The sequence below is a fragment of the Pseudomonas fluorescens genome, assembly GCF_902497745.1.
In the GTDB taxonomy this organism is placed as follows: Bacteria; Pseudomonadota; Gammaproteobacteria; order Pseudomonadales; family Pseudomonadaceae; genus Aquipseudomonas; species Aquipseudomonas fluorescens_BM.
Genome location: NZ_CABVHJ010000011.1, coordinates 115,617 through 129,519, shown reverse-complemented (window position 1 = coordinate 129,519; position 13,903 = coordinate 115,617). Strand labels below are relative to the sequence as shown.

13 protein-coding genes are annotated in these 13,903 nt (G+C 58.4%); 8 read left to right on the top strand and 5 right to left on the bottom strand.

From position 1 onward, the window contains the following. From uvrY to F8N44_RS18260, 3 genes are all read right to left on the bottom strand, one after another. Complete coding sequence (uvrY, locus tag F8N44_RS18270) at nucleotides 1-642, bottom strand: UvrY/SirA/GacA family response regulator transcription factor (protein WP_016984198.1); 642 nt, start codon at nucleotides 640-642, stop codon at nucleotides 1-3. Between the two features lie 127 nt (nucleotides 643-769). Continuing rightward, nucleotides 770-1,213: a GNAT family N-acetyltransferase gene (locus F8N44_RS18265; protein WP_150651268.1), complete on the bottom strand. Its 444-nt coding sequence runs from the start codon at nucleotides 1,211-1,213 to the stop codon at nucleotides 770-772. Continuing rightward, nucleotides 1,210-1,971 (bottom strand): carbon-nitrogen hydrolase family protein, encoded by a 762-nt coding sequence (locus F8N44_RS18260; RefSeq protein WP_150651267.1) that lies wholly within the window; start codon nucleotides 1,969-1,971, stop codon nucleotides 1,210-1,212. Before F8N44_RS18260 ends, F8N44_RS18265 begins: the two co-directional genes overlap by 4 nt. A gap of 616 nt (nucleotides 1,972-2,587) precedes the next feature. Between F8N44_RS18260 and F8N44_RS18255 the strand changes: the two genes are divergently transcribed. Beyond that, a complete protein-coding gene (locus F8N44_RS18255; protein WP_150651266.1) occupies nucleotides 2,588-3,664 on the top strand; it encodes a 3-deoxy-7-phosphoheptulonate synthase in 1,077 nt (358 codons plus the stop codon). Nucleotides 3,665-3,719: 55 nt separating this feature from the next. Here F8N44_RS18255 and F8N44_RS31800 read toward each other — a convergent pair whose 3' ends face one another. Together F8N44_RS31800 and F8N44_RS18250 are read right to left on the bottom strand one after the other, a co-directional pair. Beyond that, nucleotides 3,720-3,965 carry a hypothetical protein gene (locus tag F8N44_RS31800; protein ID WP_224794788.1) on the bottom strand — a complete coding sequence of 82 codons (246 nt, stop codon included), beginning with the start codon at nucleotides 3,963-3,965 and terminating at the stop codon, nucleotides 3,720-3,722. Between the two features lie 18 nt (nucleotides 3,966-3,983). After that, complete coding sequence (locus tag F8N44_RS18250; RefSeq protein ID WP_224794787.1) at nucleotides 3,984-4,796, bottom strand: hypothetical protein; 813 nt, start codon at nucleotides 4,794-4,796, stop codon at nucleotides 3,984-3,986. Nucleotides 4,797-5,130: 334 nt separating this feature from the next. Here F8N44_RS18250 and F8N44_RS18245 point away from each other — a divergent pair, with 334 nt between their 5' ends. From F8N44_RS18245 to F8N44_RS18215, 7 genes are all read left to right on the top strand, one after another. Further along, entirely contained in the window at nucleotides 5,131-6,000 is an 870-nt protein-coding gene (locus F8N44_RS18245; RefSeq protein WP_150651340.1) for a lipase family alpha/beta hydrolase, read from the top strand. 97 nt (nucleotides 6,001-6,097) lie between these two features. Next, nucleotides 6,098-6,379 carry a peptidylprolyl isomerase gene (locus F8N44_RS18240; RefSeq protein ID WP_028622714.1) on the top strand — a complete coding sequence of 94 codons (282 nt, stop codon included), beginning with the start codon at nucleotides 6,098-6,100 and terminating at the stop codon, nucleotides 6,377-6,379. A gap of 133 nt (nucleotides 6,380-6,512) precedes the next feature. Continuing rightward, complete coding sequence (locus tag F8N44_RS18235; RefSeq protein ID WP_150651265.1) at nucleotides 6,513-8,381, top strand: extracellular solute-binding protein; 1,869 nt, start codon at nucleotides 6,513-6,515, stop codon at nucleotides 8,379-8,381. Continuing rightward, entirely contained in the window at nucleotides 8,381-9,442 is a 1,062-nt protein-coding gene (locus tag F8N44_RS18230; protein ID WP_150651264.1) for a microcin C ABC transporter permease YejB, read from the top strand. The genes F8N44_RS18235 and F8N44_RS18230 overlap by 1 nt, the downstream gene beginning before the upstream one ends. Further along, nucleotides 9,442-10,464: an ABC transporter permease gene (locus tag F8N44_RS18225; protein ID WP_150651263.1), complete on the top strand. Its 1,023-nt coding sequence runs from the start codon at nucleotides 9,442-9,444 to the stop codon at nucleotides 10,462-10,464. The genes F8N44_RS18230 and F8N44_RS18225 overlap by 1 nt, the downstream gene beginning before the upstream one ends. A gap of 9 nt (nucleotides 10,465-10,473) precedes the next feature. After that, nucleotides 10,474-12,048: an ABC transporter ATP-binding protein gene (locus F8N44_RS18220; RefSeq protein ID WP_150651262.1), complete on the top strand. Its 1,575-nt coding sequence runs from the start codon at nucleotides 10,474-10,476 to the stop codon at nucleotides 12,046-12,048. A 164-nt stretch (nucleotides 12,049-12,212) separates the two neighbouring features. Further along, nucleotides 12,213-13,619 carry a sigma-54 interaction domain-containing protein gene (locus F8N44_RS18215; protein ID WP_150651261.1) on the top strand — a complete coding sequence of 469 codons (1,407 nt, stop codon included), beginning with the start codon at nucleotides 12,213-12,215 and terminating at the stop codon, nucleotides 13,617-13,619. Nucleotides 13,620-13,903: the final 284 nt, after the last annotated feature.

The following is a 13,903-nucleotide window of genomic DNA, read 5'->3' as shown; positions in this document are numbered from 1 at the left end:
TCAGAGGCTGGCATCAACCATGCCGTGACGAACCGCCAACAGTGTCAACTCGACGTCGCTGCTGATCGAAAGCTTCTCGAAAATACGGTAGCGATAGGTGTTCACGGTTTTCGGCGACAGACACAACTTGTCGGAAATGATCTGTACCTTCTGACAGCCGACAATCATCAAGGCGATTTGAATTTCCCGCTCGGATAACGCATCGAAGGGAGAATCGTTGGACGGCTGGAAGGACTTGATAGCCAATTGCTGGGCAATCTGCGGACTGATATAGCGTTGACCGGCAAACACCAGGCGAATGGCCTGGACCATTTCCGGCAATCCGGCACCCTTGGTCAGATAACCCGCAGCCCCTGCCTGTAGCAAGCGTGTCGGGAAAGGATCCTCTTCACACACCGTAACCGCGACAACCTTGATATCCGGATGGCTGCGCAACAGTTTGCGCGTGGCTTCCAGGCCGCCGATGCCAGGCATCTTGACGTCCATCAGCACCACATCGGGCTTCAACTCTCGGGCCTTGATCAGGGACTCTTCCCCGGATTCGGCCTGGCCAACCACCTGCAAGCCATCGATATCGGCCAGCATACGTGTAATGCCTGTACGAACGAGATCATGGTCATCGACCACTAGCACCCTAATCAAGCAGACACCTCGCGATATGGTCAAATTGGGATGCCGGACACCTTAGCAAAAAGTGCCACGCAGACCTAGCAGAATGCGTCATTTAAAAAGTTTCAATTCATCATTGAGGGCTTGCCGGCCGTGGCTTTCAGAGCACACGTGTACTGATATCAAGCTGCATTCGCAGAAAACACTCGTCCGCACCCTGAACCTGTAGTCCTTTTCTTTCATACAAGTTTCTTGCCGGATTATTTTCGAATACGGTCAGTCGCAAAGCCGGGCGCCTTTCTTTGCGGGCCATGTCGATAACCTGATCAATCGCCCAGGAACCCGCACCTCGCCCCTGAAACGCTTCCGCAATCTGCAATTCACGAATGTACAGTGCGCGCATATCCCGGCTGAGACTGAGGAAGCCCACCGCCAGCCCGCCCTGCACTATCAGCCAGTTCTGCCGCCCTGACCATGCCACGTCAAACGCCTCGTCCTGCCATAAGAGGTCATGGCGAATGTAGTAGCGCAACATGTTCTGACAGGTGAGATCGCGGGCAAACGCCAGATCCTCTGGCACTGCCTCTCGGAGCTGAAATGTCATGGCGTGCTCAATACAGGAACAATCCGTCCCTGCCACACACCATCGCTACGCTGAGCCACGACCAACAGGTCGCCCGCCCCCGCAGCTGCGACGATCAGTGAACCGTCTTCAGACCAGATGCCACTGCGCCCAGCGGATTGCCAACCACCCGTCAGCCCTCCGTGATTGGCCATCAGCACAGCCATTGCGTGTTGCCGGGCGTAGCCCTGAAGTATCGCTGTGTCGGCCGCGTAACCTTTTTCGCTGATCAACACGCCGGCCGCGTACAAGCCTGCGCCCTGGTCTGCGGCCGTCGCGGCATGGCTGGCATGTGAGAAATCGGCGCACACTGCCAGCGCGACCACTTCGCCGCCGATGTTCAATGTCGGACCGCCGAGACCGGGTGCAAAAACCAATTCCTCGCCCGCGTGCAAATGCTGCTTGCTGTAAACACCGAGCGAACCATCAGCCCCCAGGACCAGAGCACCAATGCGCACCGAATCACTGTCCTCCAGCCGAACTGGCATGCCGACGACGGCAGTCACCCCAAGCTTTCGGGCCAAATCCCTAAGCGGTTGCAGCACGGCATCTTGCGGTTCGATCGCCAACGCTGCGGCCGTTTCTCCTTCGTAGCCAGTCAGCGACAGCTCGGGAAAAACCAGCAACTCGACACCCTGCTCTGCTGCTGCCTCGAGGAAGCGACGATGTCGGGCAATATTCCCGGAGAGGTCACCGGCAATGGAAATGCTCTGGGCTGCGGCAATGGTCAATGTCGACACGATTCATCCTTGGCAATCAAGCGAAGCGCAGAGTGTCACAACTCTTGCGTGAATCGAGCAATAGGCGTTTTGTTGATTATGCGATAGCAATTTCTGATTGCTGAGGCCTATCGGCCTCTAGTAAGCTCGGCCCATTCATCGGAGACAGACCATGCTCAACGCCCTTTCACAGCTTCGTACCGCCAGCGCCTTGCGCTCGGTTGCGGCTGCCCGGGTGAATGACGTTTGCGCTCCGGTCAGCTTTTATTTTGGGTATTGGTTTAGCCACTGGCGCGCCTGATACCCAAACGGCGCCCATGAAAACGGGTCGCCTACCAGAGAATTCTCAACCCCCGGTCGGCCTCCCGACCGGGGGTTTTGTTTTTTCAGCCCCAGACTTTTTCCGCAACACACCAGACATTTTGAGGATTCACGACATGAACTACGCCACTTATTACCGTTACGACAGCTCCAGCGCCTGGCGATTTACCAGCTTCCGCTCGGGACAGCCTGCCGCCTCCGATCGGTCACCTACAGGTGGCAAGCACATACACGTAGCCAATACGGCCAACTGTCGAACACCCCAGTAGGGCCGAGCGCGCGGGAAGAACCCGCCGCCAGCCCAGGAAGACCAAATATGAACTCGTCCGTTTCTGCTCTGCCGCTGCCCACCTTGAACTCTGCCAACGAAGCATTGACCCTGCGTCTGCCCAGCTCGTTGCAACTCAAACAGCAATTGCCTCTGAGCAATGCCCTGAACCTGCAAGTCGCCGCCCATCGTCAGGCAATTCGCGCCATTCTCAACGGCCAGGACCCGCGACTGCTGGTCATCGTTGGCCCTTGTTCTATCCACGATCCACAATCTGCACTTGAGTACGCCGGCAAGCTCGCTCGACTGGCTGAAGACGTCAGCGGCGAAATGCTGTTGGTGATGCGCGCCTACGTCGAGAAACCGCGTACCACGGTCGGCTGGAAAGGCCTGGCCTACGACCCGCATCTTGATGGCAGCGACGACATGGCTGGCGGCCTGACGCTGTCGCGCGAGCTGATGCTGGAAATGATCCGCCTCGGCTTGCCGGTGGCCACCGAGTTGCTGCAACCCATGGCGGCCGGATACTTCGATGACCTGTTGAGCTGGGTCGCAATTGGCGCCCGCACCACTGAATCGCAGATCCACCGGGAAATGGCCAGTGGACTGAGCATGCCGGTAGGTTTCAAGAACGGCACCGACGGCGGCGCCACCATTGCCGTTGACGCCATGCGTTCGGCCGCCCATCCGCACCGGCATTTCGGCGTCGACAGCCAAGGGCATCCGGCCATCATTCAAACGCCAGGCAACCCCGACACCCATCTGGTGCTACGCGGGGGCCATAAAGGGCCGAACCATGATCGCGACAGCGTGGCGAAAATCCACGCCGACCTGAACCGACTGAAAATTCCGAGCCGGATCATGGTCGATTGCAGCCACGCCAACAGCGGCAAGGACCCATTGCGTCAGCCTGCCGTATTCAACGAAGTGCTTGAGCAACGCTTGCAAGGTGATCGTGCTCTGATCGGCATGATGATTGAGTCTCACCTGTTCGAAGGTTGCCAACCGCTGAGCGAATCCCTGCGTTACGGGATTTCGATTACTGATGGCTGCCTCGGTTTCAGCGCAACGGAACGCTTGCTCCTTGACGCCGCGCAGCGTCTTGCTGCACACGCCAAAGGCTGATTGCCAGGCCTGCCCTCCTGATTGATTGCAATCCGGAGGGCAGGTGACGCTGCCGCTAAACCTCCATTCGCACCAGCGCCACCGCTGACTCCTGACTGACATCGTCCAGACGCTCAACGGTGTAAGACACACGCACAGTCGTGCCATGGTGCTCACGCCAGAATCGATGCGGCACGATAAAGATCAGTGGTTTTCCCGCCGTCTCAGGAGTGATTTCGCGGTCATCCCGGTGATTGAAAAGATCCCCGTCGCACTTGAGGTAAACCAACTCACCTTCCTGCGTCTGAGCATTACCCATCACGACGGTGACGCCATCGATCTAATCCTCTTTCAGCAGCACGCCATCTTCAGCCTCAAGCACATCAGGAGCGTCCAGCTCACCACGCAGAAACGGGGTGACCAGAATCCTTGCAGCTTCGGATTCGCGAACCGTTCCATCGGACTGTTCGACGCGATAGCGCACCACCACCTCGCCACCAAGATGCTCAGCGATATGCGCCCCGTCCACCCAAAATGACAACACCTCCGCGACAGCAAAGGCTTCGACCTTCAAGCAATCGCTGAACGTTGCCGGCAATGCATCTGCGCCCCACTGCAACGTAATCCGATCTCCCACAGCCATTCGGGCGTAAGGCTGGAGCACGACAAGCGTGCCTTCGGTCACTCGCGCCGGATCCAGAGTCCCGCCGATCAGCCCCTCGACAATCGGTGCGAGCAACTGCGACCGTGTATCTCCGACAGACAATTGCACAGGCGAAGACAGCGCAAGCTCGACTCCTGCACTGCGCAACTTCCAGTGGATCTCCAGCGAACCGCCATCCAGCGCCGCGATATGCATGCCCTTGATGACGAAAATGACATCCTTGCCGACCTGGGCTTCGCTGACATGGCGGACCATCTCATGCTGATAAGCAAAGCCCTCTATATCGAGGCCCTCCCAACTCAACAGCAACTGATCGCCGCAAGCCATGTCTGGATAAGGAGCGACTCGGATAACGACCTTGCCCAGCGAAGGATCCAGCACCGTTCCCTCCAGAGAATCGATGGTGACCGCTGGCAGCAGTTCGCTCGCCACACAGGGACTGACGTGGTGGCGCATCCGGTAGCAAAACTCGACTTCGTGCGTGTTCATTAGTGCCTCCATTCCTTGGAAAAAACGCCGCTTCGTGGGCGGCGTCGACAACCAACATTGAACGCTAACCCTCACATTTCCGATGTCAGCCGGCTCCGCCGCACGCACTCGGCAAAGGCATCGAACTCGGTAGGCAAACTGCACAAAAACGCGATCAACCTAGCGATAGATGGCTGCAAGTTCCGATTCGGATTTCATAAGTATCTGAAAATTCGTACAAGTCCTAGTCCAGATTCATCGGCCAAGAGAAGTCTCTTCCTACTTCTTCAACGAGATGAGTGTTTTAGAGTGGCCACCGGATTCCCCGATGAACTTCTGTGAAAAAGGTAAGAACATGCAACGGAATGCTTCAACTCGCTATCCCATCCTGTTGGTACACGGCCTGTTCGGATTCGAGCGCATCGGTCATTTCGAGCTGTTCCATGATGTAAAGGACGCCTTGAAAACGGCCGGCAGCCGAGTGTTTGTTCCGCACCTTTCTGCTACCCACAAAAACGAAACAAGGGGTGAGCAACTGCTTGCACAGATTGATCGTGTGCTGCGTGGCACAGGTGCCGACAAAGTCAACCTCATCGGACACAGTCAGGGAGCACTGGCCGCTCGATATGCTGCTGCGCTTGCACCACACGCCGTCGCCTCGGTGACTTCCGTCAGCGGGCCGAACCACGGTTCGGAACTGGCTGATTTTCTGCGCAAGGCATTGGTACCCGGGCGCCTGCCGGAGGCTGTCGCACAGAACGTCGCGACGCTGTTTGCCAACTTCCTTTCATTGCTCAGCGGCAGCATGACGTTGCCGCAGAACGCGCTGGCGGCGCTCAATGCGCTGACGACCGAAGGAGTGGGCGACTTCAACGACAAATTTCCGCAGGGCCTGCCCAGGACCTGGGGCGGACACGGCCCGGAACAGGTCAACGGTGTGCGTTATTACTCGTGGAGCGGCGTCCTGCCGGCAAACAACCCGTCGACACTCGATCCCGCCCAGCACATTTGCCATGCACTGTCGCAATATTTCATGACCGAGACGCAGCAGAACGATGGCTTCGTCGGCCGCTTCAGCTCTCACTTGGGACAGGTGATCCGCTCCGACTATCCGCTGGACCATCTGGGCAGCCTGCGCCGCACAGCCAGTCCCGTCACGCCTGTGCCCGATCCGATTGGGCTGTATGTTGAACATGCCGAACGTCTGTGCGCCGCGAATCTCTGATCAAAGCCACGGACAATCGAAAGGAACTTTGCCGAGAATTCGCCCACTGAATCCGGTAGGCTCCACACTTTACTGAAATAGATTGGAGAGTTTCCCCATGGCTAAAGCCACTGCCCGCCACATCCTTGTTGCCAGCGAAGACAAGTGCAACGAACTCAAGACCCAGATCGAAGGCGGCGCTGATTTCGCCGAAGTCGCCAAAGCCAACTCCACCTGCCCGTCCAGCCGTCAGGGCGGCGACCTGGGCTCGTTCGGTCCTGGCCAGATGGTCAAGGAATTCGACACCGTGGTCTTCAGCGCGCCAATCAACGTTGTGCAAGGTCCGGTGAAGACTCAGTTCGGTTATCACCTGCTGGAAGTCACCAGCCGTCAGGACTGATCCGTCGCCTGATTGTTTACCAACGGCCCGCCTTCTGGTGGGCCGTTGTGTTTCAGTTACATATACGGCTGGCGACTGACGCGCCTCTCGCGTACAACTTGCGCTTATCGATTTCCCGGTTCCAAGGCTGACAATGCGACTGGTTTTCCCCACATTGATGCTCACCGCCCTCGCCCTGCTGACAGGTGCCGCTGGCGCGAGCGCTGCACCGCAACACGCGCTGACCGTTTACGGCGAACCTGCCAAGTACCCTGCCGGTTTCAGCCACTTCGACTACACCAACCTGCAAGCGCCCAAAGGTGGGACGATGCGTCGCTCGGCCATCGAGATCGGCCACTTCGACCATGTCCTTCCTTATATAGACAAAGGCATCGGCGTCACGCAGATCGATGGCTTGCTTTATTCGCCACTGGCCCAGCGCTCGCTGGACGAGCCTTACACCGTCTATGGCCTGGTTGCGCAAAAGATGGAGCGCTCGGACGATGGTCTGTCGCTGCGGTTCTTCATCAATCCCAAGGCACGCTTCGCCGATGGCAAGCCAATTACCGCCGAAGACGTACGCTACACCTACGATTTATTGATGACCCAGGGCAGCCTGCGTTATCGCACCCAGTTTGCTGACGTCAAAGGCGTCGAAGTGGAAGGCCCGTTGACCGTGCGGTTCGACTTCAAGAGCAATGAAAACCGCACCCTGCCCCTGGACGTCGCGACCCTTCCGGTATTTCCCGAGCATTGGTGGAAGAGCCGCGATTTCGCCGGAGGTGGCGGCTATGAACCGCCACTGGGCAGCGGCCCCTATCGAGTCGGCAAAGTCGATTCGGGGCGCAGCATCACCTTTGAGCGCAACGCCGACTGGTGGGGCAAAGACTTGCCGGTCAGTCGCGGCCTCTACAATTTCGATCATTTCAGCATCGAGTACTTCGGTGATACCGACGTCGCTCGGCAAGTGCTGCGCGGTGGTGCCTATGACTACAACCGCGAGTTCTCGGCCACCGGCTACTCGATCGGCTACGACAGCCCCGCACTGCGCGACGGGCGCCTGCAAAAAGCTCATCTGGCCACCGAGGCGCCGCAGTCGGCGCAGGGGTTTGTGTTCAACCTGCAAAAACCGGTATTCGCCGATCGCCGTGTGCGCCAGGCCCTGGCCATGCTCTGGGACTTCGAATGGAGCAACCGGCAGATGATGCGCGGCATGTATATCCGTCAGCAGAGCTACTTTTCCAACACGCCACTGGCGGCAAGCGAATTGCCCGATGCACAGGAACTGAAAATCCTCGAACCGCTGCGCGGCCAGGTTCCCGATGAAGTCTTCAGCAAAGTCTTTGAAGCGCCGAAAACCGACGGCAGCGGCCTGATCCGCGACAAACAATTGCAAGCCCTCGAATTGCTCGAACAGGCTGGCTGGAAACCGGATGGCGATCAACTGGTGAATGCCCAGGGCGAGCCGCTGACCTTCACCTTCCTGGTCAGCCAGAACGGCATGGATCGCTTGCTGCTGCCGTACAAACGCACCCTGAAACAGATCGGCATCGACATGAACATTCGCCGCATCGACTCCTCGCAATACGTCAATCGCCTGATGAGCCGTGACTACGACATGATCGTCACAGGCTACCCGGTCAGCACTTCGCCGGGAGGCGAGTTGCTCAATTACTTTGCTTCCGCATCGGCCAACGACCCGGGCGCGAACAACTACATGGTGTTGAAAAACCCGGCGGTGGATACGCTGATCAACGGCCTGATTCGCGCCTCAACCCAGTCCGACATGCTGCATTACGCGCATGCTCTGGATCGGGTGCTGCAATGGAACTACTACTGGATTCCCAACTACTATCCGCCGGGCACCTCGACCGTCTGGTGGAACCGTTTCGGCATACCGTCGGTGCAAGCCAGCAATGACGAAGCCATCGAGAGCTGGTGGGAAATAAGCAGCACACCACTGACCAATCAGCAGATGACCGCCGAAAAAATCGCCCGTGGCAGACCCGGAGGGCCGCACTGATGTGGGGTTACATACTGCGGCGATTGCTGCTGATCATCCCGACGCTGGTGATCATTCTGCTGGTCAATTTCGTGATCATTCAAGCCGCGCCCGGTGGCCCGGTAGAACAGGCCATCGCCCACCTGCAGGGCATCGGCGGCGCGAGTGTCGGCGGCGGCGCCAGCGAAACCATGAGCGGCACCTCCCGCGCCAGTCGCGGTCTCGATCCGCAACTGATCAAGGACATCGAAAAACAGTACGGTTTCGACAAACCGGCCCACGAACGCCTGTGGCTGATGCTGAAGAACTACGCGCATCTGGATTTCGGCAAAAGCTTTTTCCGTGGCGCGACAGTCACCGATCTGATCCTGGAAAAAATGCCGGTGACCATTTCCCTCGGGTTGTGGGCGACGCTGATCACCTATCTGGTCTCGATTCCGCTGGGGATCCGCAAGGCCGTGCATCATGGCAGTCATTTCGATATCTGGAGCAGCACGGCGATCATTATCGGCTACGCGATGCCGGCGTTTCTGTTTGCGATGTTCCTGATCGTGGTGTTTGCCGGCGGCACGTCGCTGAACTGGTTTCCGGTGCGTGGCCTGGTCTCGGACAACTTCGAATCGCTGTCGACACTCGGCAAGATTGCCGACTACTTCTGGCACCTGGTGCTGCCGGTGACGGCGCTGGTGATCGGTGGTTTCGCCACGCTGACGATCCTGACCAAAAACTCGTTTCTCAATGAAATCACTCGCCAATACGTGGTAACCGCCCGCGCCAAAGGCCTGAGCGAACGCCGTGTGCTCTACGGCCATGTATTCCGCAATGCGATGCTGCTGGTGGTTTCCGGTATCCCGCAGGCATTTATCAGTGTGTTCTTCGCCGGCTCGTTGCTGATCGAAGTGATCTTCTCCCTCGACGGTCTCGGGCGCATGAGCTACGAAGCCGCGGTTTCGCGGGACTACCCGGTGGTGTTCGGTTCGTTGTTCATCTTCACCCTGTTCGGCCTGCTGATAAAACTGGTGGGCGACCTGTGCTACACGCTGGTCGATCCACGTATCGACTTCGCCGCGAGGAACGCCTGATGTTCAAGCTTTCCCCTCTGGGACGTCGGCGCTTCGAGCGCTTCAAGAAAAACCGTCGCGGCTGGTGGTCGCTGTGGCTATTCATCGGCCTGTTCGTGCTGACATTGGGTGGCGAGTTGATCGCCAATGACAAGCCCTTGGTCGTCAGCTATCAGGACCAATGGTACTTCCCGGTATTCAAGCGACACACCGAGCAGGAGTTCGGCGGGCAACTGCCGTTCCAGGCGGATTATCGCAGCGACTATGTGCAGAACCTGATTCGCAAGGACGGTGGCTGGCTGCTGTTCCCGCCGATCCCGTTCAGTGACGACACGCCGAACTACGACCTCAACAAACCGGCGCCGAGCCCGCCGACGTCGGTCAACTGGTTAGGCACGGACGATCAATCGCGGGATGTGCTCGCACGGGTGATTTTCGGCGCACGGGTATCGATTCTGTTTGCCTTGATGCTGACCTTTGTCAGCGCGTTGATCGGCATCGCCGCCGGGGCATTGCAGGGCTACTACGGTGGCTGGGTCGATTTGCTCGGGCAACGCGTGCTGGAAGTCTGGTCGGGGCTGCCGGTGTTGTATCTGTTGATCATCCTCTCCGGTTTTGTCGAACCGAATTTCTGGTGGCTGTTGGGGATCATGGCGCTGTTTTCATGGCTGGCACTGGTGGATGTGGTGCGCGCCGAGTTCCTGCGCGGACGCAATCTGGAGTACGTCAAAGCCGCGCGTGCGCTGGGCCTGAGCGACAGAAAAGTGATTTTCCGGCACATTCTGCCCAACGCCATGAACGCGACACTGAGCTATTTGCCATTCATTCTGACCGGAGCGATTTCCACCCTTACCGCGCTGGATTTTCTCGGTTTCGGCATGCCTGCCGGCAGTGCTTCGCTGGGTGAGTTGATCGGTCAGGGCAAACAAAACCTGCAAGCACCGTGGCTCGGATTGACGGCATTTTTCGCCCTGGCGCTGATCCTTTCTTTATTGGTATTCATCGGCGAAGCGTTGCGTGACGCATTCGACCCTCGATCCTGAAGCGTGACCATGACTGACAACCTGATTGAAATCCGTAACCTCAACGTTGCCTTCCATGGCCAGAGCGTGGTGCGCGACCTGTGCCTGGACATTCGCCCCGGCGAATGTCTGGCCCTGGTTGGCGAGTCGGGCTCAGGCAAATCGGTAACCGCTCATTCGATTCTGCAATTGCTGCCGGAAAGTGAAGCGCAAACCACCGGCAGCATTCGCTATCGCGGACAGGAACTGATCGGCGCCGATCCCAAGGTCTTGCGCGAATTGCGCGGCAACCGTATCGCGATGATCTTTCAGGAGCCGATGACCTCGCTCAATCCGCTGCACACCATCGAAAAACAGATTGGCGAAACCCTGCTGTTGCACCGAGGTCTTGGCGGCAAAGCGGCGCAGGCGCGGATCCTCGAACTGCTGGGACTGGTGGGTATTCAGAAACCCAAGGAACGGCTCAAGGCCTATCCCCATCAGCTCTCTGGCGGACAACGGCAACGGGTGATGATCGCCATGGCCCTGGCCTGCGAACCCGAGCTGTTGATCGCCGATGAGCCGACCACCGCACTCGACGTGACGGTGCAGCGCAAGATCCTGCTGCTGCTCAAATCCCTGCAACAGCGCTTGGGCATGTCGCTGCTGCTGATCAGCCATGATCTCAATCTGGTGCGCAGCATTGCTCAACGCGTGTGCGTGATGAAGGCCGGGGAAATCGTCGAACAGGCGCCCTGCGAAACCCTGTTTACCGAGCCGAAGCATCCTTATAGCTGCGTGCTGCTCAACGCCGAACCCGAAGGTGAAGCCCTGCCCCGGGATGAGCGCGAAAACGTGCTGGAAGTGGATGATCTGAAGGTTGAGTTCGTCGTCGGTGGCGGTCTGTTCCAGCGCAAACAGTACCTGCGGGCGGTGGATGGCATCAGCCTGAGTATCCAGCGCGGCAAGACGTTGGGCATCGTCGGCGAGTCTGGTTCCGGCAAGTCGACGCTGGGTCAGGCGATCCTGCGTCTGCTCGACTCCGAAGGCAGTATCCGCTTTCAGGGTGAAGCGCTCGACGGCCTCAATCAGAAACAGATGCGCCCGTGGCGCCGACAGATGCAGGTGGTGTTTCAGGACCCGTTCGGCAGTCTCAGCCCGCGCATGTCGGTCGCGCAGATCATCAGCGAAGGCCTGGAAGTGCACTGCGAGTCGACCGCCGATGAGTGCGACGAACAAGTGATCCGCGTGCTTAAAGAAGTCGGCCTCGATCCCGAGAGTCGCCATCGCTACCCACACGAATTCTCCGGTGGCCAGCGCCAGCGCATTGCTATCGCGCGGGCACTGGTGCTGAAACCGGCGCTGATTCTGCTCGACGAGCCGACTTCAGCGCTGGATCGCACGGTGCAGAAACAAGTGGTCGCCCTGCTCCGTCAGCTTCAGGAAAAACACGGTTTGACCTATCTGTTCATCAGCCACGATCTGGCGGTGGTGCGCGCTCTGGCCCACGACATGATCGTGATCAAGGACGGCAAAGTGGTCGAGCGTGGCGCCAGCCATGATGTGTTCGACGCGCCACAGCATCCGTACACCAAAGAGCTTTTGGCGGCGGCGCATCCGGGGTAGGCGTCATATGTGTTCGGCTTGGAACCGGGTCGAGGCTTTCGCGAGCAGGCTCGCTCCCACAAGGTTCGCGCTGGACACAAAATTTGGCAACGACCAAATCTACTGTGTGCGAGCCTGCTCGCGAAGGGGCCGGCACAGGCTATACACAATCAGGATCAGCCTCCATGAATACCACCGAAAGCCTCAAGGACTACCAACGGGTTCGCAGCCTGGCGATCCGTTCGCTATTCGAGATCATCGAGCAGTCCAGCGAAGGCACGGTGATTGTCGACCGCGATGCCAACATCGTCTGGATGAACGAGCGCTACGCCCGGCGTTTCGGTCTTGAATCGGCGGCAGGCGCAATCGGCAAGCCTTGTGAAAGCGTGATCCCCGGCAGTCTGTTGCGCGAGGTCGTGCGTACCGGTCGCCCTATTCTTCTGGACATGCAAGACACCCCGAAAGAGCCATTGGTGGTGATGCGCCTGCCGATCCACGATGACGCCGGCACGGTGATCGGCGCGATCGGTTTTGCCCTGTTCGACGAGTTGCGCACTCTGTCGCCGATGCTCAAACGCTACTTGAGCATGCAAGAAGAACTGGCCTCGACCCGTTCTCTGCTGCGCGCCCGGCAGACCAAATACAACTTCGCCCATTTCATCGGCACCAGCGCCGCCAGCCTCGAAGTCAAGCGCCGTGCCCGGCGCAGTGCCAGCGCCGAGTCGCCGGTGCTGCTGCTCGGCGAAACCGGCACCGGTAAAGAGCTGCTGGCCCAGGCGATTCACAGTGCTTCGCCACGGGCGCACAAAGCGTTCGTCAGCATCAACAGCGCGGCGATTCCCGAGGCGCTGCTGGAGGCGGAATTTTTTGGCACGGCACCCGGTGCGTTCACCGGCGCCGACCGCAAGGGTCGTACCGGCAAGCTGCAGATCGCACAGGGCGGCACGCTGTTTCTCGACGAGATTGGTGACATGCCGCTGCCCTTGCAGAGCAAGCTGCTGCGTGTGCTGCAGGAAAAGGAATTCGAACCGGTCGGTTCCAACGAGGTGATTCAGAGCGACGTTCGCGTGATCGCCGCGACTTCGACCGATCTGCAAGCGGCGATCAAACGCGGTGAATTCCGTGCCGATTTGTACTACCGCCTCAATGTGTTGCCGATCCAGGTGCCGCCATTGCGTGAGCGTCTTGATGATCTGCCAGCGCTCAGCGAAGCGATTCTGGAAGAGCTGCGCAGCCAGCATGAACTGCACCGGGATGCGCTGGCGTTGCTCGGACAGCACGCGTGGCCGGGAAACATTCGCGAACTGCGTAATGTGCTGGAACGGGCGGCGTTGCTCAGTGATGACTTGATGCTGAGCGAGCAGGATATTCGTGCGGCGATTGGTACGTTGACGCCGGTTGAACGTGCGTCGATGGGTACCGTTGAAACGCTGGCTGGCGAGACATTTGCTCAGGCGCGGGAGAGATTTGATCGGCAACTGATTCAGGCAGCCCTTGCGCAATGTGCGGGTAACGTGCCGGAGGCAGCTGCTCGACTGGGACTCGGGCGGTCGACGTTGTACAAAAAAATGGTGGCGCTGGGGATTGCTTGAGTCTCTATAAAGAGACATCGATCTCTTTTTTTAGATCAGTTATTTGAAGGTCAAACGATCGCAGCCTTCGGCAGCTCCTACAGGGGGAATTCGCGCTCGCACTGTAGGAGCTGCCGAAGGCTGCGATCTTTTCGGTTTAACTTAGTCTCTAAAACGAGACAAAACCGTTGAAAAGCTTTATCTGCAACCAATAAATTCCATATATTTCAACAACTTAAATATCTGGCACGGATCTCGCTAACGCCTCTCCCACACCCGTTCCACCCACAAAAATAACAATTCTG